Source organism: Undibacterium sp. GrIS 1.8, from assembly GCF_040544445.1.
Taxonomy (GTDB): Bacteria; Pseudomonadota; Gammaproteobacteria; order Burkholderiales; family Burkholderiaceae_D; genus Undibacterium.
Map to the genome: position 1 here is coordinate 214,931 of NZ_JBEONQ010000001.1, position 24,228 is coordinate 239,158.

At 47.5% G+C, this 24,228-nt stretch carries 10 protein-coding genes; 5 read left to right on the top strand and 5 right to left on the bottom strand.

The genetic code is table 11. The features are described from left to right. Nucleotides 1-57: 57 nt before the first annotated feature. Nucleotides 58-2,463 (bottom strand): DEAD/DEAH box helicase, encoded by a 2,406-nt coding sequence (locus AAKU64_RS00930; RefSeq protein WP_354360921.1) that lies wholly within the window; start codon nucleotides 2,461-2,463, stop codon nucleotides 58-60. A gap of 673 nt (nucleotides 2,464-3,136) precedes the next feature. On the opposite strand from AAKU64_RS00930, the gene AAKU64_RS00935 reads away from it, so the two are divergent. From AAKU64_RS00935 to AAKU64_RS00950, 4 genes are all read left to right on the top strand, one after another. Continuing rightward, nucleotides 3,137-3,514: a flagellar protein FlaG gene (locus tag AAKU64_RS00935; RefSeq protein ID WP_354360923.1), complete on the top strand. Its 378-nt coding sequence runs from the start codon at nucleotides 3,137-3,139 to the stop codon at nucleotides 3,512-3,514. A 376-nt stretch (nucleotides 3,515-3,890) separates the two neighbouring features. After that, nucleotides 3,891-5,414, top strand: a complete 1,524-nt coding sequence (locus tag AAKU64_RS00940) for a pyridoxal phosphate-dependent decarboxylase family protein (RefSeq protein ID WP_354360925.1) — start codon at nucleotides 3,891-3,893, stop codon at nucleotides 5,412-5,414. A gap of 45 nt (nucleotides 5,415-5,459) precedes the next feature. Beyond that, on the top strand, nucleotides 5,460-6,731 hold the full coding sequence (locus AAKU64_RS00945; protein ID WP_354360927.1) for an ATP-grasp domain-containing protein: 1,272 nt from the start codon (nucleotides 5,460-5,462) through the stop codon (nucleotides 6,729-6,731). 42 nt (nucleotides 6,732-6,773) lie between these two features. After that, complete coding sequence (locus AAKU64_RS00950; RefSeq protein ID WP_354360928.1) at nucleotides 6,774-8,525, top strand: hypothetical protein; 1,752 nt, start codon at nucleotides 6,774-6,776, stop codon at nucleotides 8,523-8,525. Between the two features lie 175 nt (nucleotides 8,526-8,700). On the opposite strand, the gene AAKU64_RS00955 is transcribed toward AAKU64_RS00950, so the two are convergent. The 3 genes from AAKU64_RS00955 to AAKU64_RS00965 form a co-directional block, all read right to left on the bottom strand. Further along, nucleotides 8,701-9,639, bottom strand: a complete 939-nt coding sequence (locus AAKU64_RS00955) for a transglutaminase family protein (RefSeq protein ID WP_354360929.1) — start codon at nucleotides 9,637-9,639, stop codon at nucleotides 8,701-8,703. Further along, nucleotides 9,636-12,407 carry a circularly permuted type 2 ATP-grasp protein gene (locus AAKU64_RS00960; RefSeq protein ID WP_354360931.1) on the bottom strand — a complete coding sequence of 924 codons (2,772 nt, stop codon included), beginning with the start codon at nucleotides 12,405-12,407 and terminating at the stop codon, nucleotides 9,636-9,638. The genes AAKU64_RS00955 and AAKU64_RS00960 overlap by 4 nt, the downstream gene beginning before the upstream one ends. A gap of 468 nt (nucleotides 12,408-12,875) precedes the next feature. After that, nucleotides 12,876-16,430: a transglutaminase family protein gene (locus AAKU64_RS00965; protein WP_354360933.1), complete on the bottom strand. Its 3,555-nt coding sequence runs from the start codon at nucleotides 16,428-16,430 to the stop codon at nucleotides 12,876-12,878. A gap of 939 nt (nucleotides 16,431-17,369) precedes the next feature. On the opposite strand from AAKU64_RS00965, the gene AAKU64_RS00970 reads away from it, so the two are divergent. Further along, the gene (locus tag AAKU64_RS00970; RefSeq protein WP_354360935.1) at nucleotides 17,370-20,495 is read left to right on the top strand and encodes a TonB-dependent receptor; all 3,126 of its coding nucleotides are present in this window, start codon (nucleotides 17,370-17,372) and stop codon (nucleotides 20,493-20,495) included. 896 nt (nucleotides 20,496-21,391) lie between these two features. Here the strand turns inward: AAKU64_RS00970 and AAKU64_RS00975 are convergent. Next, on the bottom strand, nucleotides 21,392-24,166 hold the full coding sequence (locus tag AAKU64_RS00975; protein ID WP_354360937.1) for a TonB-dependent receptor: 2,775 nt from the start codon (nucleotides 24,164-24,166) through the stop codon (nucleotides 21,392-21,394). Nucleotides 24,167-24,228 lie beyond the last annotated feature (62 nt).

The window sequence follows — 24,228 nt, forward strand, 5'->3', positions numbered from 1 at the left end:
CGAATTCAAACTCAGTAGCGTTGTCGCTAAGCTGTTGCAACTAAGTTTGAACAAGGATCAGGCAAATTTGCCTGGCTTGCGTGGTGACTTTGAAGGCGATTTTGACGGTGCTTTGCCGCCATCTGCTGCGCGTCTAGGAGCTGCACTTGCTGACTTAAAGGCAGACTTAGATTCAGGCTTGTCTGCCGCATAAGCAGTTTTCTTCGCTGCCGGTTTTGGAAAAGTCTCCGGTCTGTCACCGCTTGCTTCGCTGATGTCTAACTGCTTGCCTGCGACCCACACGGTTTTCAGATGCTTTAAGATTTCTTTCGGCATGCCTTGTGGTAAATCGATCAGGCTGTAACTGTCAAAAATATCGATGCGGCCAATCAGCTTGGCTTCTACCCCAGATTCATTGGCGATGGCGCCGACAATATTGCTTGGTGTGACGGCATGCTCACGACCGACTTCAATCCGGTAGCTTTGCACGGGTAATTGCACTTTGGCCGGACGATCTTTTTTGGATTTGGCTGGACGATCTGCGGCATCACCAAAACGCTCGGCAAGATTCTCTTCTTTCTTATCGGCATAGGCTGCGCGCTCGACGGCAGCAGTGAGTTTGCTGTCGGGTGTTGCGCGTGGCTTAGTTAGTTTTTCATGCGTTGGCTTTTCATACGCTGGTTTTTCGTATGCTGCATTTGTGCTGTTGCCACTATTACCGCCAATGCCGCGATCAGCACTGATGCGTAATTGCTGACCTGCGACGCGAACCGATTTTAAATGATCTAACAAATCTTTCGGCAAATCTTCTGGCAAATCCAAGACACTGTAATCGTCATAGATTTCGATACGACCGATATGTTTAGAATCGATATTCGCTTCATTGGCAATCGCACCGACGATATTGCCGGGCTTTACGCCATGCGCATGGCCGACCTCGATCCGGAAGGTTTTCATACCAGCATCGGCCGGACGTTCTACACGTTCTCTTGGCGCGAAACTTGGTCGTGCGGCTCTGTCGTTGCGGTCACCCCGGTCGCCTCTATCAGAGCGATCGCTGCGGTCACCTCTGTCACCACGGTCACCCCGGTCATTACGCTCAAATTGATTGGTGCGGCTTGCACGTTCGTTGTTCCAGGTATCGTCGCTGGCTGGGCGCTTATTCTTATCGAGTAAAAGCGGTTCGTTACCACGTGCCATTTTTGCCAGAGCTGCTGCAATTTCTATCGCAGGTACATTATTTTCACGCTCGTAGTCTTCAATCACGGATTGGAATAAAGCCAAATCGCCAGAGGCCAGAGTCAGACTGATTTGTTCTTTAAAACGAGCAATCCGCACATCATTCACCGCCTGGATAGTCGGCAACTCTAATGGTGAAATTAACTGGCGGGTAGAACGCTCTATCGATTTCAATAAACCTTTTTCACGCGGAGTGATGAACAAAATTGCCTCACCGCTGCGGCCTGCGCGACCGGTACGACCAATACGATGGGTATAACTTTCCGGATCATGTGGTACGTCGTAATTAATCACATGGCTGATACGCTCTACGTCCAGACCACGGGCGGCAACGTCGGTGGCGACCAAGATATCGATCTTGCCGTCTTTGAGTTGTTGAATCGTGCGTTCGCGTTGCTGTTGTTGTACGTCACCGTTGATTGCGGCAACCGAGAAGCCTCTTGCTTCCAGCTTGCTTGCTAATTCTTCCGTACCCAATTTGGTACGCGAAAAAATGATCATGCCGTCAAAGGTTTCTGCCTCCAAAATACGGGTCAAGGCATCCAGCTTATGCATGCCGCTGACCAGCCAATAACGTTGGCGGATATTGTCGGCGGTACCGGTTTTGGCAGCGACGGTAATCTCTGCCGGATTGTCGAGATAAGTTTGGGCAATGCGCTTAATCGCGGATGGCATCGTGGCGGAGAACAAGGCCGTCTGACGAGTTTCTGGTGTCTCTTGCAAAATACGCTCTACATCATCAATAAAACCCATGCGTAACATCTCATCGGCCTCATCCAATACCAAAGTTTTAAGCTTGGATAAATCCAGCGAACCCTTGTCCAGATGATCAATCACACGACCAGGTGTGCCAACCACCACATGCACGCCACGACGTAATGCCGATAATTGCGGGCCATAGCTCTGGCCGCCGTAAATTGGTAATACATGAAAACCCGGAATATGCGTGGCATAACGCTGGAAGGCTTCTGCCACCTGAATCGCCAATTCGCGGGTCGGTGCCAGCACCAAAGCTTGTGGCGTCGTTTGCTTGATATCAATGCGCGACAAAATCGGCAGCGCAAACGCGGCGGTTTTACCGGTACCCGTCTGCGCCTGACCCAATACGTCACGATTTGCCAGCAGCGGCGGAATCGTCGCAGCCTGGATCGGTGATGGGGATTCGTAACCGACATCTTTTAAAGCGCGTAACAGCGGTTCGCTTAGATGCAAATCAGAAAATAAGGGGATTGGGGTATCGGACATAGTGCTCTCAGTTCTTATCAGGGCTAGCTCCGCGAATGCGCAGCCAAAGAGGCGTAGTTTACTCTTTTGTGAGAGCGGCGGGGCTGAGTTTGTGTGGATGAGGGAGTATGGCTTGAATTGGTTTGAATTGATTTAAATAGATTTAGCCGATCAGATGGTCAATCAGTATGAGCAAATGTCAGCAAACATGACAAAAGTGCATGCGCCTCTATTCTGCTACTGCAGCGTTTCCGTAACGCTGCTTTACGCTGGTGATTACACCAGAAATACTACTTGAACTCCTCCTTAAATTAATACTCCCCTTATGTATATTTAAGTTGTCCATACATTTACTCACATATAAGCCAATTTTTTAACAAATCATGGGGAGTATATTCATATCAGCCGATATCAGCATGGTAATCGATTTGTAAAATCACAAAATCAGATTGCAAACCCGAAAACTAGCACGCTAGATTCTGCACGGCATCGCTGAGTAGACAATATTTTGCTTAGACCTAAAAATAAGCTCAACTTTTCGGAAAACCGACCGATAAACCTAGTAATCCCTTATTCCGCCCCAAGCTAGAAAATTGCGTTTTGTAGGGACAAAGTTGCGTTGATGCAGCAAATGAAGTGGCGCATACAGCGGCACAAATCAGGTTTGTAGTATTTATTTAGTATTGGAAATGATATGAGTATCAGTCAAATAACAGGTAGCGGCAACGCCGTCTCCAGTGCGCCTGTGCCAGTGCTACAAACCGTTGCGTCTGCTGCAAAATCTGCAAATGCCACGACTGTCGCCGCGACCAGTAGCACCGACAATCAAGCCGCCTCCACCGCGCCGGTCAGCAGCGCGGAGCTGAAAAAATCGGTTGATGCGATTAATAACTTTATCAACTCTGACAATAGTGTCAATTTCAGTATTGATAATGACTCTGGAAAAGTCGTCATCAAAATCGTTGATTCTCAGACCAACACGGTGTTACGACAAATTCCGTCAGTGGAAGTATTGGCAGTGGCAAAAGATCTGGCTAAATTGCAGGGACTCTTAATCAACGATAAAGCGTAAACCAGCGCTAAACATCCGTCCCCTCACAAACGCTAGGATCAACGCTAGCACCAACGCCAGCCCAAACCTTGTCGGCTAAACCTACAACACGAAGCCGACAACACTAAACAGCCTCCCACGCACAGGCTGGCTCAAAAGCTGATTTGCACCTAGCAACAACTCCCTCACCATCCTCTTCTGCCGTATTTTCTGTTGATTTTTGATTTGAGCTTAGAAAAAGCACTTATTCTTTGCTTGGACTTTTCTATTTTGATTGATAATTAAATCGAGATTTCCATTGAAATAGCGCATGCCGTCTAAATTTTTGCGAAGTGGTAACAGCCTAATGGAAAATCTGGGTTAAAACTAAGTTCAGACCTCACAACTGAGAAAAAGCATGCAAAAGATGTCTGCAGATTCGCTTGATCTACCCGATTCGCTTGACCCTGCTGATCCGCTTGCGTGGCAAGAATTCCGTTCGCAAGCGCACCGCATGCTGGACGATATTTTGGGTTATGCAGAGCACATCCGCGATCGCCCGGTCTGGCAGCCAATTCCAGCAAAGACGCGTGAGCAGTTTCGGCAAAACTTGCCGGTGCACGGCAGCGAACTGACCGATGTACACCAAACGTTTATGCAAAATGTACTGCCCTATGCCGTGGGTAATACGCATCCCGGTTTTATGGGTTGGGTACATGGTGGTGGCACACCGGTCGGTACGGTGGCAGAAATGCTAGCCGCCGGACTCAACGCCAATCTCGGTGGCCGCGACCAGATACCGCTGGAAGTAGAACGCCAGGTTGTGCAGTGGATGCGGGAATTATTTAGCTTCCCAGATACCGCCAGCGGCTTATTTGTCACTGGTACCTCAATGGCAAATTTGATTGCGGTGCTGGTCGCCAGAACTGGTGTACTGGGCACGGAGATTCGTCATACGGGCATCGCTGCCAGCCCGAAACGTCTGATTGCCTACACGTCCGCCGGGGCGCATGGTTGCATCGCGCAAGCCATGGATTTGTCTGGTCTTGGCATGAACGCTTTGCGATTAATACCGATGAACGCCGATTTTCAATTAAATATTGCCGCACTAAAAACCGCCATTGCAGCTGATCGCCAGGCCGGATTAACTCCGTTCTTTATTGCTGGCACTGCAGGTACCGTAGATGTTGGCGCGGTGGATGATTTAGCGGCACTGGCCGATCTCGCACAAAACGAAAAACTTTGGTTCCACGTCGATGGTGCCTATGGTGCGCTGGCGATGTTGGCCCCCGATATTGCTCCGCAATTGGTGGGAATACAGCGCGCCGATTCGATCGCATTTGATTTCCACAAATGGGGGCAAGTGCCGTATGACGCCGGTTTTATTCTGGTGCGTGACGGTGCGGCGCACTACGATACCTTCGCCACGCCAGCCAGTTATTTGCGACGCGAAGCCAAAGGCATGGCGGCAGGTTCGCCCTGGCCTTGTGATTTTGGTCCTGATTTATCACGTGGATTCAGAGCACTTAAAACCTGGTTCACGATTCAAGTGTATGGCGCGGAACGACTAGGCCAGGTGATTTCTACCACCTGTAAATTAGCGCAATACATGCGGCAACAGATAGCAGCCAACCCGGCGCTAGAACTGCTAGCTCCGGTGTCGTTGAATATTGTTTGTTTTCGCTACCGTGGCACTGAGCTTGATCTCCATGTGGCAGACGGAAGCAATATCGACAAAAACAATATTGACCAGATTAATGCGAAGATTGTCGTCGCCATCCAGGAGTCCGGCATTGCAGCGCCTTCCACCACCATCATCAACAGCCAACTGGCCATCCGCGCAGCGATTGTTAATCATCGCACTCGTGAAATAGATGTCGATGCCCTCATCACAGCAGCGATACGGTTTGGTAACTCACTTGCAGCATCTAACGCAAATTAATACCACTAAATACTCTCTAATTTTGGATCAGATCCGCGAAAAATTATGACAACTCCCGACACAGACAACGCAGCAAATGGAGCTGGCGCACCGGCGCCACAAGAGGACAGCCAACATACATTTATCGGTCTGGCACCGCTAATGCGATTAGCGTTTTCTGGCGTGGATTTAAAACCCTTTGGCGCGGAGCTGATCGAGTATGCAACCAAGCATCCGAATGACGGCAATGTGATGATGGACCTGGCGACGTTACTGCTATTGATTGGTCATAGTGAACCGGCATTAGCAACCCAAATGGAGGCGCTAAAAATACAGCAACTGTATTCTGTGCCGACCACGACTGTTCCAAAAATCCGTTTACTGGCACTGATGGCCGCCGGTGATTTAATGGCGAATACGCCGCTAGAATTTTTATTGGAAAACGCCGATATCGCACTGGATTTACTCTACGTCGGCGATGGTATCCCTGCCCTGCCCGCCTTGCCTGAGCATGATGTGATGTTTGTCGCCGTGGGTGAGTCGGATGATAACCACGCCCTGTTAGAAGCCTTAGAAAATATCGTACTGGATTGGCCTCGACCTGTGCTGAACATGCCCGGACGGATTGCACATCTGGGGCGCGACAATGCCTGTGCCTTATTACAATCGGCAGACGGCGTTGTGATGCCAACCTCAGTGCGAATAGACCGCAAAACTCTACGTAAGATCGCCAATGAAGAACTGACTATCACCAGTCTGCTACCCGATGGTGATTTCCCCATTATTGTGCGTCCAGTGGGATCGCATGCCGGTCAGGGCTTAGAAAAAATTACGTCTCCTAGCGCCATCGCCGATTATCTGATGGGCATGCTCAGCGATGAATTTTATATCGCTCGTTTTGTCGATTATCGTAGTGAGGATGGGTTTTTTAGAAAATACAGAATCATGCTGATTGATGGTCAACCATTTATTTCTCATATGGGAATTTCTTCTCATTGGATGATCCATTATCTGAATGCAGGCATGGCGGACAGCCCGGAAAAACGAGCGGAAGAAGAACGCTTTATGGCCAGTTTTCAGTTTGATTTTGTGCCGCGTCATCAAGCTGCATTTAGAGCGATTAGCGAGCGCATAGGTCTGGATTATGTCGGCATTGATTGCGGAGAAACCAGCGACGGACAGTTACTGATTTTTGAAGTGGATAGCGACATGATTGTGCATTCGATGGACCCGGTTGATTTGTATCCGTACAAACAGCCGCAGATGCAAAAATTGTTTAACGCGTTCCGGTCTATGGTTGCTAAAACTGCGGCGCTTGCGCCCCAGCAAAGTTCATGATCATCACGAACGTTTAATGAGTCTTTAATTAATGCCCAATGAATGATTCCATCTATTGCCATTAAACCCAAGAATCTGGCAGCAGTTGCTGAACAGATTATTGCACCTGCCAAGTTGCCACCAACCGAGCAACTTTTGCGGGAGGGCGGCGATGCGCGGATTGCAATCGCAGTGGGGCAAGATGAGGATGGTGTATCTAACAAATATGGCTGCCAATCGTCGCCCAATGATGCACTGCTGGCGTATGGCTCGTCGACTGCGTCGACTATTTCTACCCACGCTTTTTTAGCGGCAAATGGTTTAAGGCAACGACTGCTTGCAGCGCTGAATACTGAAACACCGCAGAATATTTACCAGTATGAACTTAATCGTGTACGCCAAGAATTAAATCACTTATGTGAGCTTGATAAAGTATCCGGTACCGATTTAATCTTTGCCGCTTCGGGTACCGATCTACATTTAATTGCAGCTCAGCTTGTTGCCCAACGAGCGCGGCAGAATAAAGAAACGAATAAAGAAAAGAATAAAGAAAAAAGCGAAGACCTCAGCAAAGCGGCATCGCTACTCGTAATCATGATGGAAGCGGAAGAAACCGGTAGCGGCGTGCCGATGGCAGTTGCGGGGCGGCACTTTAGTAGCCGCTCTGCCTTGGGCGAATCGGTCACGGTCGGCGCTAATATTATAGCTAATGCTGTTACCGATGCTGTCGTAGAAACTGAAGCTCAGATTGAAGTCGTCACGGTGGCCATCCGCTTGTCCGACGGCACACCAAGAGCCATCGACGAGGTGGATGCCGAGGTTGCATCCTTGGCCAACCATGCCGCAACGCGAGGTCAACAAGTCTTATTGACCTTGGTTGATGTCACCAAAACCGGAATGATAGCGCCCTCGATTGCCTGCGCACAGCAACTAAGCCGCCGCTTGCCTGATACGGTGACGGTATTAGTGGATGCTTGCCAGTTCAGATTATCGAATGCGAGCTTGCATGGCTATTTGTTACATCATTTTATGGTGGCATTGACCGGCTCTAAATTTTTAACCGGGCCCACGTTTTCTGGTGTGCTAATGATCCCACCAGAAATCGCACAAAGCTTACGCCGAATCAGCATGCCGCCTGCTTTGCGTACCTATTCTTGTCGCGCAGACTGGCCGCAGGATTGGGCGGCGGCAGATGCGTTGGCGCATGTGGCCAACTTTGGATTATTGCTGCGCTGGGAGGCGGCGCTGGAGGAGTTACGCGCATTTCGGGCGGTACCTGAGACAGCGATTGTCCAATTTTTAGAACAGTTCTCAGCGGCATTTGCAGACTATCTGGAGAAGCATCCGGAGCTGCAAAGTGTGCCAGTACCTCGATTGGACAGACAAGCGTTGAATGGTGAAACAAGTTGGGATCAATACAAGACTATTTTCCCTTTTTTGCTATGTGCATCTGCAACGCCGGATCATCGCGACCATCCAACGCTATTGAGTCGGGAACAAACGATGCAGGTGTACCGGCTGTTACTACCTGATTTGAGCGGGCGTTCTGATTTGGGATTTGGCGACGTGCTTGGTGGCGAATTTCTTGAAGAATTTGGTAAAGTAGTAGCATTGCAGTGCCAGCTAGGACAACCGGTTTTGTGCGGGCAACGGGCTGGATTGCCCGTCAGTGCTTTGCGCCTGTGCGCCAGCGCCAGGTTGATTGTGGAAGCGACAGCCAATCACGGCCAACAAGCATCACAGGTCATTGCGAAGGCATTGGCGGTTTTGGATAAAACAATCGTATTAATCCAGCATGTCAGCCAGCGGAGTTAAATCAGCTTGATTCAACGTCATTTTCGCCACACACATAAGATACAAAATACATATACTCCCCATTATTTTTTATAAATAATGCTGATTGTCCAATAATTGATTGGACAATCTATATATACATACTACCAGTATAATAAAATACCTAGCTTAATCTGAGCAATATGATGAGCGTTTTCTACGCTGGCAAGGCTTCTGCAAACTCTTCGTTTAGCGGTATGACGGTGACATTGACTTGTAGTTCTTGACCGTTACCGCCCAGCACCAGGCCGCGCATCGGTGTGACATCGCTAAAATCCCGCCCCCAGCCCAGGGTGATATGTTCGCGCTGGACCAGGCAGTGGTTGGTAGGGTCGAAATCAATCCAGCCCAGTCCCGGGCAAAATAAAGATACCCAGGCATGCGATGCATCGGCACCGATCAGTCTTGCTTGTCCGGCAGGCGGGTGGGTGAGAATGTAGCCACTGATGTAGCGGGCTGGCAAACCCAGACTGCGCAAACAACCGATCATTAAATGCGCAAAATCCTGGCATACGCCACGCCGCCATTCCAGCAATTCTTCTAAGGTTGTAGAGATCTCAGTAGCTTTGTCGTCGAACTCAAAATCGTCAAAAATACGCCGTGTTAAATCCATTGCCGCATCCAGCAATGGTCTTCCCGGGGTAAAACTGACGCGCGCATATTGCGCCAACAAATCGCCACAGCTGATATGCGGCGAAGCATATAAATAACGGCAAATTTCTAAGGTTGCCGGGCTGCGGACTTGCAGCATCATGTCGCGTAAATGCTCCCACGCCATGGTGCCTCGGATCTGGCTAAGATCGCGGCGCGGGCTGAGCGCAACCACAGATTCTGCATGTACGAGCAAGGTTTTATGCGGCACCGTAATTGTCACGTGACGGGTGCCGTTACCAAAATAATCAACACCATCGACACCGTCGTCTTCGCTTGGGTCCATCACGATCTGATGGAACTCTGTCTGTTGGTACGCAAAATCCCGCGGCGTCATGTGCAAAAACTGCTGAGATAAGGTGACCAGGCTTGGGTAGGTGTAACGGGTCTCATGCACTACACGGTAGCGCACTGGGGCACTATTATTGTCGACTAAAGTATTCATGCGGTCTGGGATCTTGGTTGCTGATCGCCGGTATAACTAAAAAATTGTGCGCTGATCTGTTCTGATATGGCTTCGCTGGCGATTTTGATGCGATATAAGAGGTCGATCAAATGTGCGTTACCGCAATACAAATCAGTCTCTGGCACCAACGCGATTAGCTCTTCTCTGATGGGGGCAAACTGTTCTGCACCGCAGGGACCATATGTGACGGCTAATTTTCTGAGGCTTTTTAAAATGCCGTCGACCTGGTACACAATAGAACGTGGATTGCTGTCATCCAGAACTAGCAAATCGAGTACAGGCAACCACTCTGGTTGCGACTGATAGCGGGCGTTGTAGCTGACGGTACTGTCTGATAATTCCAATACCCAATCAAGATCGCCGTTGACATCCATCACCAAGGCGCGTTGTAAAACGATGGTCTGAAATTGCAATCGCTCCAGACGCCGGCCAACCGACATAAAACGCCAGCCCAAATCACGGTTCATACCATCGAGGGCGAAGCCGACCATGGTCATAGAAGTGGCTGCGGCGTCATCCAATATGCTCATGACTTCGGCTTGGGATAAGGTTTGTGGGCCTAGTTGTGTCTGCGCTTCGGTGCTGGCATTCCCTTCGCGTCCCTCAGTACGGTTAACACGTCCTTCGGTGCTAGCACGTTGCACCATACGATTGAGTGCTCGCCAGTTATCGACGGATAAACGCTCACGCAATTTGCTGGCGATGTCGTACAGCTGTTGCTGTTGTCGTGCCAAGCCAGTCGCGTTTGGCGAGACCACGCCGAGCAGCATTTCGGCTTCGATCTCGGCATCCGTTAACACCATGTCTGCGGTGGGTTTTAGTGCCAGAGTTTGGGTTTGGCTTTGCGTTTGGTTTACATATTGGCCCTGGCTTTGCGACTGACCCTGACCTTGAGATTGGCTTTGTGCCTGACTTTTTCCTTGGTCTTGAGCCAGCGTTTGGCTCAGTGCGTTAACTACTGCGGAGGTGACTCCCGGCTGCACTTCTTTGACTTTAACTGGCTTGAGATTAATCAGTTGAAACCATGCACACAAGGCTTTCACCGCAGGCCATTCTGCACCGCGATCTTCTAACAAAATATTGAATAAAAAATTCAGCGACACACGCGTCAGACGAGCCACATTATCGCAACGCTCTGCATTACGACCAAACCAAAATAAGTTCTCGGCCATGCGGCTGGATAAATGTGTATCGTCACGAATCAGATCACGACTAGTGGTAGTGCGCTTTAATAAATGATGGGTGTCGATATGGGCATTGGCCTGCACCCAGGTGTCTTTACTACTGCCACCGCGCTGCATGGCAATCACGCGCGCATCGGGGCCAGTTGCCACGCGGGTCAAACCACCCGGCATGACAACATATCCTTTAGGTGTGGCGCAGGCATAGACCCGCAAGCCGACGGCGCTGGCGCTTAAGCTGTCTGGTGTGCCTAGCTTCCAGACTGGGGCTTGGGATAGTCGTACCAATTCTTGTGCTACATAATTTTTAGGATTGGCGTGCATTTTTGCGATAAATGCCGTACGCGCTTCGCCTTTCAGATCTTGTCCAAAGACAGGGAATTCACGCAACTGCGGGAAGCTCGGTTTGATCACCAACTGGTCGAGTCTAGTAATGGCTTCTTCCAGCGCAGCAGGTTCACCACACCACCAGGTGGCGACCGATGGCATCTTGAGCGGCGCGCCTAATAAGTGCTCACAAAGCGAGGGCAAAAAGCCGAGTAATGCACCCGATTCCAGCAAGTTAGAGCCCAAACTATTAGCGATCAACACATTGCCACGGCGTGCGACCTCCGTGAGTCCGGCCACACCTAAGGCAGAGTCGGTACGTAGTTCTAAAGGGTCGCAAAAATCATCATCGACCCGGCGCATGATGACGTGCACCCTTTGCATACCAGATAAAGTTTTGAGCCAGACCATGCCATTGCGCACGGTCAGATCGCTACCTTCTACCAGCGGCAAACCCAGATAGCGCGCTAAGTAAGTTTGCTCATAATAAGTTTCGTTATACGGACCCGGTGTGAGCAGCACAATCAGTGGCGGTTCGCTGTCGCGCAGAGGTGCAGCATTCGGGGTGTTGGCGGCGCACTGGCGTCCCCAGTGGGCGAGACTGTCGCGCATGGTGCTAAAAAATCCTGCCAGATTTTGTACTTTCAGGTCCCGCAACAAATCAGGGAAAACCCGCGCCATCACGGCACGATTTTCTAATGCATAACCGGCACCGGATGGCGCCTGGGTGCGGTCGCCCACCACCCACCAGCGGCCATTTGGCGCACGGGCAATATCCACTGCATAAAAATGCAAAGCAACGCCATCTCGGTGACGCATGCCATGGCAAGGTCGTAAAAATCCGGCATGGCCATGAATTAATGCTGGCGGCAATAAACCTTGAGCGAGCAATTTTTGGTCGCCGTACACATCCAACAAAATGCGGTTAAGTAAAGTGGCGCGCTGGATAATTCCAGCCTCAATCCCTGCCCATTCGTCTTGCGGCAGTATCAGCGGAAGTGCGTTTAAATCCCATGGGCGTTGCATGCCTTTGGCATCGGCATAGACGTTGTAAGTGACACCGTTTTCGCGTACCTGACGCTGCACTGTTTCGATGCGCTGACGCATCATATCGGGCGGCTCTGCCGATAAACTATCCAGCAAAATCCGCCAATGCGCGCGCGGCTGGTGGGTGATATCCAGCATTTCATCAAAACTACCTTGTGCTACAGGATAGTTCGCAAGCAGTTGACTCGACATAAGACTAATGATTTCTTTCAGAGATAAAGCGCAGACGGTATTGATCTGCACTTCCTTACTACTAAATTACTGAATTACTGAATTACTGAATTACTTAGCTACTTAAATTACCTATTTGCTGATTTTGGCGAACCTTACCCAGCATCGACAATCCACAACGAATCTCTTTTTTTGAATAAGGAGGAGCAAAATTTAAGGTGCCGTGGATGCAGAAAATCATCTCTAAATTTAGCACGCAGCAATATACTCCCCTCAATTTTATACAAAATGACCATATAGCCCAGTGAATATATGGACAACTAAATATACTTACTACCAGTATTTAATTTAACTCTAGTCCAGATTAACAAGTGCAGAAACATATTGTGTTGTTGTTCGTCCTGATATCTTGTTTATTCCCTGCACTATTCAGCCAAGTCGGAGAACGTAGATTCGCTCTACTTTCTCCGACAGCGCTCTGGCGAGCCCTTAGTATACCTGCCGACGTAAATCCAGCGTCATCGGGAAGCTAGGATTGAGATCTTCTTTATGGACAAACATCGGTCCCGGCGTATGCCCATGCGACCAGAAACGCGCAAAACGGCGTGCCTCTGCGGCATTGGCATTCACCGGCGAACTGGATTCGCTGCGACCACCAGGGTGCGACACATGATAAGTACAGCCACCAATCGCACGGCCGCTCCAGGTATCCACCAGATCAAATGTCAGCGGCGCCTGAATTTTGATTGTCGGATGCAATGCCGACCAAGGGCTCCAAGCGCGGAAGCGGACGCCCGCCACGTATTCGCCCGGAATACCGGTCGGATGCAGCGGCAACATACGACCGTTACAGGCAATCGTATGACGCCCAGCCGTTAAGCCGCGAACTAATAGCTGCATCCGTTCGACGGAAGAATCCACATAACGCGCAGTGCCGCCACCGGTCATTTCCTCACCCAGCACATTCCACGGCTCAATTGCCTGACGCAATTCCATCTCGACACCTTCGTACACCACGGTACCAAAACGCGGGAAGCGAAATTCAATAAACGGATCAAACCAATGCTCTTCAAACGCATAACCGGAAGCGCGCAAATCCTTCACCACATCACGGATATCCTGCGCCACAAAATGCGGCAGCATCCAGCGGTCATGCAAAGACGTTCCCCAATGAACCAGCTTGGCTTGATAAGGCTGACGCCAGAAACGTGCCACCAGTGCGCGTAGCAGCAGCATTTGCAGCAGGCTCATACGCTCGTGTGGCGGCATTTCAAACGCGCGGAATTCGACCAAGCCTAAACGGCCGGTAGGGCCATCGGGTGAATACAGTTTGTCGATAGAAAATTCTGAACGATGCGTATTCCCAGTCAAATCCACCAGCAAATTACGCAGCAAGCGATCGACCATCCAAGGTTTATCGCCCGGATGCATGGTCGGCAGCGCCTGATCCATTTGCTGGAAGGCGATTGCCAACTCATACAAGTTATCGTCACGCGCCTCATCCACCCGCGGCGCCTGACTGGTCGGGCCGATAAACGTGCCCGAAAATAAATAAGACAAGGCGGGATGATTTTGCCAGTAGGTGATCAGACTCTTCAACAAATCTGGCCGACGCAACATCGGGCTGTCTTCTGGAGTGGCACCGCCGAGCGTGGCATGGTTGCCACCGCCAGTACCAGTGTGGCGACCATCGACCATAAATTTTTCTGTACCCAAACGCGTCAGACGCGCTTCCTGGTACAGCGTAGACATGTTGTAGACCAGCTCATTCCAGCTTGCGGCTGGATGAATATTGACTTCAATCACACCCGGATCTGGCGTCACGCTGAGTAATTTGATACGAGGGTCGCGTGGCGGCGGATAACCTTCAATCCAGAGTTTTAACTTCAGCTTGGCGGCGGTGTATTCGACCACGTTGACCAAGGCCAGATAATCTTCTATGCGCTTTACCGGCGGCATAAAAATATGCAAACGGCCGTCACGTACCTGCACGCACAAAGCGGTGTGGATGACATCACGCGGCTCTGGCACAGATTTGTTTACGCTCGCCGCTGGCGAAACTGGTTTGGCGGGTGCAGAAGAAGTGGCAGGAGATTTCGCCATCAAAGCAGCGACGGCGGCTGGCGTTGCTCCTGCCGAGGTTGCAGCCGCTACCACTGCGGCATGTGCTGCCATCGCGGCTGTCAGCGGTGCCGGGCTTGTACCGCTCGCGGCTGTTTTAGTTGAAGAAACAATTGTTGGCACTGATTGAGCAGGCTTGGTTTTGTCAGCAGCAACACTGGCATTTGTTGCACTATTACTGGTCACTGGTTTGTCGTCTTTGGCAGAAGGCAAAGGCGTGCGCGGGGCGAACGGGTCTACATCAAACTCATGGATTTCTTTTTCTGGCTGCACCCAAGGCAATGCACTCAGTGGCAGGCGTAAACCCATCGGAGAATCGCCATCGATCAGGTATAAATGTTCGCGCTTAATTGGCCACGGCGAGGTCCGCCAGGCAACCCCCAAAGAGATGCTCGGATCGGTGTCTTTTGGCTTCAGCGGCAAGACGTAACCAACCACTTCGCCAAGGCCGTGCTCCAGCAAACGTGCTAAACGACGACGTTCTTCCGGCGCTTTTAAATCAGCTTTCAGCGGATCTAAATTGACGGGCAAACCCTGTTCGCGCTGCGCCTGTTGCATCACATCTTCATAGGCTGGAATCTGGCTACCTTCTGGCAGTGATAGCGCTTTAACCAGCGCCGTCATAAACAGATATGCCTCGGCATTGGTATACCCATCGGCTTTTTTCTCATCCGAGAATAAGCTGGCGTCCAGCCACATCGGCTGACCATCAATCCGCCAATAAATATTTAAAGCCCAGCGCGGTAAAGGTTCGCCCGGATACCATTTTCCCTGACCGTAGTGCAGCATGCCGCCAGGCGCAAAATGGTTTTTCAACCTGTGCATCAGTTCGCCGGCCAATTCCCGTTTTTTATCACCATGCGCCAGCGTATTCCACTGAGCACCATCCATATCGTCGATAGAGACAAAGGTCGGCTCACCACCTTGCGTCAGCCGTACATCTTGTCGTTTTAAATCTGCATCGACTTGCTGGCCGATCAGATCAATCGCCTTCCAGTCGGCGTCGGAATACGGCTTGGTCACGCGCGGATCTTCATGGATGCGGGTAATCGTCATCTCATGGTGGAAAGTCACTTCGGCCTTATCGGTAAAGCCCGTCACTGGTGCCGCAGAAGAGGGCAACGCAGTGCACGCCAATGGAATATGCCCTTCACTGGCCAGCATGCCGGAGGTCGGATCTAAACCAATCCAGCCGGCACCCGGGATATACACTTCGGCCCAGGCATGTAAATCGGTGAAGTCAACGGTAGTACCGCTAGGGCCATCTAATGCTTCCTGATCAGCGGTGAGCTGGATTAAATAGCCCGATACAAAGCGTGCCGCCAAACCCATCTGACGCAAAATTTGCACCAATAACCAGCCACTGTCACGGCAAGAACCGGAGCGATTGGTTAAAGTTTCTTCCGGCGTCTGTACGCCCGGCTCCATCCTGAGCAGATATCCGATATCGCCCTGCAAACGCTGATTGATAGCGACCAGAAAATCATTGGTCAGCAAATCTTTTTTCAGAATCGCAGTACGTGCGTCCTCCACCCATTTGGTCTGCAATTCACCCGGTTTTTCGGTCAGCAAATAAGGGCTAAGTTCTGCACTCAATTGCGCAGGATAGCTAAAAGGAAAATGCTCGGCGTATTTCTCAACAAAAAAGTCAAAAGGATTAATCACCGTCATATCGGCAACCAGATCGACAGTAAATTCCAGCACATCCGATTTTTCAGGGAAAACAAAACGACCAATGTAATTACCGTAGGGGTCTTGCTGCCAGTTGATGAAATGCTGTTCCGGCGCGACGGTTAGTGAGTAAGACAAAATCGGCGTACGTGCGTGAGGCGCTGGACGCAGGCGCACCTCATGCGGAGAAAGAGCAACCAGGCGGTCATAACGGTAGCTGGTTTTGTGATGCAATGCGACACGGATAGCCATTCGATATTGCCTTTCGATAAGGGTTAAAACGGCGCTAGAGAGCAGCGCCAAAACGCGTCCGTAAAACGGAAAATCATATAAAGCATTCTGCGGCGTTACATCTATACTCAATCAGTCTTTCACAAGAAAGTAGCACATTTATTGACGCATCTTTCAGAACTCACATAGCTAAAAATTTAAATTATGTTAAGGCTGTAAAAGCAGGATTCATGCCTATCAAATTAAACAAAATGGCTTTGCAAATTAAGCTCCAGTCATATGCGAGCGAAGCGTCATTAGCATAACCAACGAGAATGGCGCTGCGCCATGTGACAAATTTCACATAATCATCTCGCGGCAAAAACTATTCTACCCCTCTCCTAATTTGTATTCTGCTCGCATTGTTTAGGACATATTTTTAATCTAAGTTAGTCATAACACCTGAGTAAGTTGTTCCAACTGTTAGTTAAGTTTTTGTAGAAATAGGATGTAAGCAAATGCTAATTTCGCAAACGAAAATAGCCACATTATTACCTCTCTTTACATATTATTTTTTGATATTGGGAATAACTAATAAGTAGTAATAATGTATCTCGTTATTTACATAAATTTAAATTAAAGCGATCTCTTTCGCCACAAGTACTTATGTATTTAAAGATAAATAATTTAGTAAATTGTCTAGGATTGTTTTCTAAAAATTAACTCCCCATTGGAATATCCTGTTGTTTTTTGGGAACGAACAAACCCCTAGTGTTGACATGAGCACTTCAAGATGTTTCCATGATCATCAAGCATTTTGAAACAAGTTGTTACAACTAATAATTTCAAAAGGCTTTTTTATTTACATCTAAAATGAATTTAGAAACATTTTTCGCTGCGTTGTTACAGATTGAAATAGTTATAACTATTTAGATGTCAATTTAAAAATCCATTGTTGACTTATATAATCAGGAAAATTACATGTCCAAGAAAAATCTAGTCTTTAAGAAGAAACTGGTGGCGCATGCACTAACGATGGCGTTTGGGGTAGGCGTTTTTACTGTAGGCGTAAGCCCCGCAGTAATGGCGCAGTCCAATGCATCCGGAACTGTGTTTGGTAAAGTTGCACTAGGATCTGCAACGTCAGTTGCTTTAAAAAATACGGATACCAATTTATCAAGAACTGTCACGATAGATGCGACAGGTAAATTTCAGGCAACTGCTTTGCCGCCTGGGCGTTATACAGCCATTTTGATGAAAGACGCCACAGTACTGGCTAATTCTGAATTTGATGTTTTGGCTGGGCAAGGTGTAGAGCCAAACTTTGGGATTGCTTCCGGCGTTGGTGTTCAGTCTGTTGAGGTAAGTGCTCGGCGTAATCGTATTGACGTCTCTAGTGCAACTAATGGTGCCACTTTCACAGCTAAAGAATTAGATAAGCTTCCAATGACACGCAATGTGGACGCAATTATTCAATTGGCACCCAACACAACACGGGCGGATCCACGTTATGCCGGTGGCGCAAGTCTTGGTGGCGGTGGAGCATCTGAAAATGCGTACTATATCAATGGCTTTCCAGTAACAAATCCATTGACTCAATTGGGTGCATCCGAATTGCCATTTGGCGGAATTTCGCAAGCACAAGTTTTAACCGGAGGTTTTGGCGCCGAGTTTGGCCGCTCCGTTGGTGGAATAATTAATATCACCACAAAAAGTGGCACTAATAATTGGGAGGTTGGCGGAACAGTTAGCTTCGCACCAAAATCATTGCGTTCTGATGTAATCGACATCTATTTCCCAGTAATTCCCGGTACAAGCTCTGCAACTGTCAATAACGGAAAATTATTTCGTGCTCGTAAAGATGACACTTTAGAGAACTGGACGTACGGCGGATATGTAGGCGGTCCAATTATTAAAGATAAAGTATTCATGTTCTTGGCGGCAGAAGCACAAAAAACAAATACTAGCGGGACTAATCCCGGTAATAATGCTACTAGCTTAAATAACGCTACTGCCGGATGGCGCGAACAAGAAGCAAAATTGCAGCGTTATTTAGGGAAGTTCGACTGGAACATTACTGATGATCATCGTTTAGAATTAACCCTCATGGGTGACAGCCCTAAGCGGGACAACAGCTTTTCTGGCTACACCTACGCTAAAACGAGCACGAATGATGCTCGCACCCGTTTGCCAACTGGCGTTACCTCAACACAGCACTTTGAAAATGTAGGGGAAAATGGTGGCGAAACACAGATTCTGAAATACACAGGTAACCTCACGAACGATCTCACTTTGACTGCACTTTATGGCCAAAGTAAAGCGAAACATATTAATAGTTTTGGTGGATCGGACCAAAATCAATTTTTTATTGTTGCTGATACAGGCAATCAAGCACCGGGGATTACTTACAACAATCCACAACCCGTCTCAGGGAATGTTTTGTCTGACGGATCACAAGACCAAATTAAGTCTTTCCGTTTAGATTTGGAATATAAAATTGGTCAACATACCGTTCGTGCAGGCTTGGATAATAACAAGCTAAGTTCCATTAATGCCGGTGACAGATCCTCCGGCGGCGGAACTTGGACTTATCTGAAAAATCCGTCACCTGGTTCCACCTTGAAACCAGGTGGTGCAGATGCGAATGGTAATACTGTTGTATTACCAGCTATGGCAACAGGATACGGTCCTCTAGCAGCACAAGGTTATTATGTAGATAAAACCTTATTTACTGATGTAACAAACGCTTACTCTAATACATCCGCTCAATATATTGAAGACAGGTACCAAATCACGAAAGATGTTTTAATCACAGCAGGTGTACGCCGTGAATCTTTTGACAATGCCAACGGTGATCAGCAAAAATATATAGAACAGAAAAACCAAATAGCCCCAAGACTATCTGCCGTTTGGGACGTAAATGGCGACTCCTCAACAAAAGTATTTGGTAGTTTAGGTCGTTATCATTTGCAAATTCCTACGCATTTAGCTGTTCGTGGAGCTAGTCGCTCTACTTTTACAGATACTTACTATGCTTACACTGGAGTAGCAGCAGATGGCACGCCAACTGGTCTAACTCAATTAGGTGGCCCCGCCTCAGGAAATAATGAGTTTGGCCAACAGAAAGACTATCAATCTGTGTCGGCAACCAATTTAAAGCCGACATACCAAGACGAAATCACTTTAGGCTTTGAAAAGGCATTTTCTCCAGCCTTAAATTTCGGCGCCAAATTAACTTATCGTACGTTAAAATCTACAATTGATGATTGGTGTGATGATCGTCCAATTCGTGCATGGGCAGCACGAAACAACGTCAACGTTGATAACTGGGGTGGTTTCAACTGTTCAAATATCAATCCAGGCGAAGACGTTGACTTAAAGTTAGATTTCACAGGTCAAGGAAAACAGCAATACTCAAATGTACACTTAACTGCCGCTGAAACAGGTTTGCCAAAAGTTGAGAGAAAATACGTAGCCGTAGATTTGTTTGCTGAACATCCTTATCGTAACGGCTGGTACGGTAAATTAAATTATACTTGGTCACGTAGTAAAGGTAACACCGAAGGTCAAACCTTGTCTGATGTTGCTCAAACAGATGTAGCTGCGACACAGACTTGGGATTATGCTGAGCTAATGAAAAATGCAAACGGACTGCTGCCAAATGATCGTACTCACCAAATTAAAGCTTATGGTTTTTATGATTTGAATTCTCAATGGACTGTTGGTGGTAACTTACTACTTGCCGCAGGTCGTCCACGCTCTTGTTTGGGTACCGATCCGAATCCAGGTGATTCACCAAACTATAATTCTGCATCGCATAATTGTGGTGGTTTAACGGCTGCGACAAACACACCTTCCCCACGTGGCTCCATCGGCAACTTAGAATGGGATCGCCGCCTGGATTTAAATGTCGTATATAAACCAGAGCAAATCAAAGGGTTCTCTTTCAAATTAGACGTGTTTAACGTATTTAACGCTCAAACAGTTCAAGCAGTCGAGGAGCGCTCAAATAACAGAAATGCTCTACGCAACATTTATCAAGTATGGTTAAGCACTACTCCTCCGCGTAGCGCTAAGCTAACAGCAGAATATAACTATAAGTTCTAATACTCGTTACAGTAAGTTAGCTAGAAGCAAAGAGCCTCGAGGTTTTGGGGGCTCTTTTTATTTCAGACTAATAAAGCCCTCACAACAAGCATCGGGGAAATACCACGGCCATCTTAATGAAGGTTTTTGTGTCTAGAAATGTTCTTCTCTTGATGTTTTATGTAGTTTGCAATCTTTTGCGCATCCAACTACACCAAATAACCATCCGCACAAAGCCCGTCACCATGCATCGCTTTTCACGTATGGAAAATAACAAAAAAAATTTCACCAATCATACTCTTAATTATTATCACTATTTTTATCGCATTATGTAGGCAGAGGAATCCCATTTAAATATATTCGCCACGCTTTGATGCGTTCTCGAGCTTCGTTTCGATTAAGAAATCCGTACTGATTTAAAATTCCCAGCTTGTTGAACTGTTGTTGCTAGTGACATAGGTATTTTTGACGACTCTCATGGCAAAACGGATTGTAACTTCATATACATTGGTGCAACTATATAGAGTGCTTTACTAACAACATTACCTGCAAAATAATGTTCGAGCAACGCCTGTTATGGAGACCAACCAAGCGCACCTGCAATCCTGCCATATCTCAACGAGAGGTGAACTTATATCTTAGCCCCCACATTCTGTGGCGTCAGCAATAGCCGACATTCGTGGTCCACTGCCACTACAGTGCATCTAGCAAGAATTTATTGTCAGCGTTAATCCTACCCTTAATATTAATGGCACTACTCGTAAGTGAACCAGCAATCCATTGCGATAATTTTATCTCTGTTCATATTCTAATTAACAGGCACATAAAAAATAAGAGCTCCAAAAAATCTGGAGCTCTTAACAAGAATTAAATGCAAGTTAAATTGTAGCAACTAATTGTTGCATTAAGTTTAAATACTATTTAAAACGATAACCTGCTGTCATATACACAAAGCGTCCACGTGGATCAAATTGTGTGACATCGTATCCGGCTTGAAATTGGTTGGTAACAGCAGTTCCGATGATGTCCGGTTTTTTATCAAATAAATTTTTCACACCGAACCCCAACGTCAAATTCTTAATGCCTTTATAAGATACATTGGCATCATACAGTGCTTCACTTGAAATGAACACACGATTGTCGTTCAAATCATGCCCCACTTCGTAACCAGTTCTATAGTTTTGGATAAGGGTAGTTGCCCATTGGCCTATACTCCAAGTACCCGCAATTTGATGTTTCCAACGCAACACAACTCCACCATTCTGTGCACCAATAACCGGGTTACCAGCACCGTCTACCAAAGTGCCGACTTTGTGTGAAATATCACCACCCGGACTAGTTTGATCAAATTTACTTGTATATGTTCCGTTTAATGCCAAATCAAGGCGACCAAAACTGAATGTATCTCGCCAAGTAGCAAAGACATCAGCGCCTTGAACTTTAGCATCTCCAGTATTAGCAAGGATCGATCGAACTAAAGTAATATCATTACCACTTAATTGTACCAAGCTTGCATAAGAAGTATCGCCTGCTCTAAAACGTGAAACAATCTCTTGAGCCGATGGAGTAGCTAAGATATCTTTTATCTCAACATTAAAGAGATCTATGCCAACACTTGTAGTGTTAGTAGGTTGTAATACCATACCAATTGAGTATTGTTTAGATTTCTCGGGTTTGAGGTTTGGATTGCCGCCGCTGACCTGATTAACCTGCAAGCCAGTTTGACCTGTTGCAGGATCGTTGAACGCCTCCGTAGTACCTAATGTCTGAGGAGTCCATAAATCAGACAACGTTGGCGCACGGAAACCAGTTCCAACTGACGCACGGAATAATGCAATCTTAGTCGGCTGCCAACGAACACTTGCTTTGTAATTTGTCGACGCACCGACGTCGTTATATCTATCATTACGTACAGCAATATTACCTTCAAGTGTTTTCAGAACAGGGATGTTGACTTCGCCAAAGAATGAATTAATTGTACGATCACGATCAATCGGCACCTGCTGACCGCCTAACCCAGATATGTCACCTGACTGGTACGCGGCACTCGGTGAAGTAACATAATTTTCTTTACGCGATTGGAAGCCAGCAGCGTATTGACTTGTTAGATCACCATACTTAAACAAATCACCAGAAATTTTACCGTCTAACGTATTACTCTTAGATGTAGCTTCCAAAAAGTCTCCAGAAAATTGGGCCGATTTGAGTTTGTCAGCTAAAGCGCCTGTTTGGGATCCACCCGGAGTCCATGGATTCCAATTATTAGCTGGATCATTGATAATCTTTGCGTAACCAACTTGAGAGAAATATCCAGTTGTGACTGAACTAGTTAATTTTGACTCATTGCTAGTAAAACCAATTTCATAATCTTGATTAGCTACTGTGCCTCTTGCCCCAATAACCATACGGGATTGAGTGGCTTTATCAACATTTTGGCGTGGGCCAAAATCAAATACGCGAGAGGTGATTGACAATGGTTTACCGATTAAGGACGTAAAGCCTCTACTTTGCAAATACGGGACAGCAATTGCTTGATATGCTGGATTGCTTGGGAACAACAACAACGCTGGATCCACTCCTTGGGCTGCAAACTGACCATCCGTTTCAAAGAAACTTGCGCGTGCGGGTGAGGGTTGATAAGTTTGTGTAACTTTGCTCTGGGAATATAATGCATCACCAAATAATTCGTTATTAGCATTTAGCTTATATGTGAAGTTACCAGTAAAGTTTGCCAATTCACGATCAGGAATCAAACCAACGTCTGGTGCGCTATCGTAATAGCAGTATGGTGCCCCCTTGGCAGACTTAGGTAGAAACGCCATTTTTATAGTACTGCACTGATTTTGTGCCGCTAACGGGTTACCATATCCGCTACCACCAGTACTGAAGCCTGAATCTTTGCCAACTCCTGGCGTGAAAGAACCTTGAATATTTCCAAGACCTGTTGCAGTTCCGTTGAAGTAAGGTAAAACGGTAGATGTAGATGCGTATGAGCGGTCACGACCAAATAAGGTTTTTTCTTTTTCGTACGACCCAGATAAAACCACACTAAAACCGTCTGTATCAAGATTACCGAAGCCACCGATAATAGACGCTTTTTGATTCTGCCCACCGCCGCTCGCCGTTGGTGTTCCATAACCAGCGTTGACTTCAACCCCCTCTACTTTTTTGGATAGAATAAAGTTTACAACGCCAGCAACTGCATCACTACCATACACACCGGAGGCGCCGTCTTTAAGAATTTCAATTCGTTCTATTGCCGCAATTGGAATAACATTAACGTTAACAGTAGCGCCGCCGCCGCCAGCAAACGCAGCAATACGGCGACCATTAACAAGTACGAGTGTCCTATCAGATCCGAGTCCACGTAACGATATAGATGATAGACCACCCGTCGAAGTACCTGCTCCAGTCGCATTTGCCGTTGCTCCAGCTGAAGACAAAGCCGATATAGAAGTTAGCAATTCCTCTGTGCTAGTTGCGCCAGTTCTTGCAATTTCTGCTTTCGTTATTACTTGAACTGGCAGAGCTGTTTCAGAGTCAACACGTTTCAACGAAGAACCCGTGATTTCAATTCGTTGTGGCGAGGCATCCTGTGAAAACGCGGGTTGAGTTAAAAAGCCCAAACCGATTGCAACGCTACTGGAAAATATCATTCTGACTGATTTAGAAAGAATTTTTTCTTTTATCATTATGTAACTCCTAAAATTTACGACGGCTGATTTATCAAAATGCAACTTTTTGCATGTAATAA

What these genes read in the sequence shown, in the direction of transcription:
- AAKU64_RS00930 (WP_354360921.1), bottom strand. Translation starts at nt 2,463, where the DNA reads ATGTCCGATACCCCAATCCCCTTATTTTCTGATTTGCATCTAAGCGAA.
- AAKU64_RS00935 (WP_354360923.1), top strand. Translation starts at nt 3,137, where the DNA reads ATGAGTATCAGTCAAATAACAGGTAGCGGCAACGCCGTCTCCAGTGCG.
- AAKU64_RS00940 (WP_354360925.1), top strand. Translation starts at nt 3,891, where the DNA reads ATGCAAAAGATGTCTGCAGATTCGCTTGATCTACCCGATTCGCTTGAC.
- AAKU64_RS00945 (WP_354360927.1), top strand. Translation starts at nt 5,460, where the DNA reads ATGACAACTCCCGACACAGACAACGCAGCAAATGGAGCTGGCGCACCG.
- AAKU64_RS00950 (WP_354360928.1), top strand. Translation starts at nt 6,774, where the DNA reads ATGATTCCATCTATTGCCATTAAACCCAAGAATCTGGCAGCAGTTGCT.
- AAKU64_RS00955 (WP_354360929.1), bottom strand. Translation starts at nt 9,639, where the DNA reads ATGAATACTTTAGTCGACAATAATAGTGCCCCAGTGCGCTACCGTGTA.
- AAKU64_RS00960 (WP_354360931.1), bottom strand. Translation starts at nt 12,407, where the DNA reads ATGTCGAGTCAACTGCTTGCGAACTATCCTGTAGCACAAGGTAGTTTT.
- AAKU64_RS00965 (WP_354360933.1), bottom strand. Translation starts at nt 16,430, where the DNA reads ATGGCTATCCGTGTCGCATTGCATCACAAAACCAGCTACCGTTATGAC.
- AAKU64_RS00970 (WP_354360935.1), top strand. Translation starts at nt 17,370, where the DNA reads ATGTCCAAGAAAAATCTAGTCTTTAAGAAGAAACTGGTGGCGCATGCA.
- AAKU64_RS00975 (WP_354360937.1), bottom strand. Translation starts at nt 24,166, where the DNA reads ATGATAAAAGAAAAAATTCTTTCTAAATCAGTCAGAATGATATTTTCC.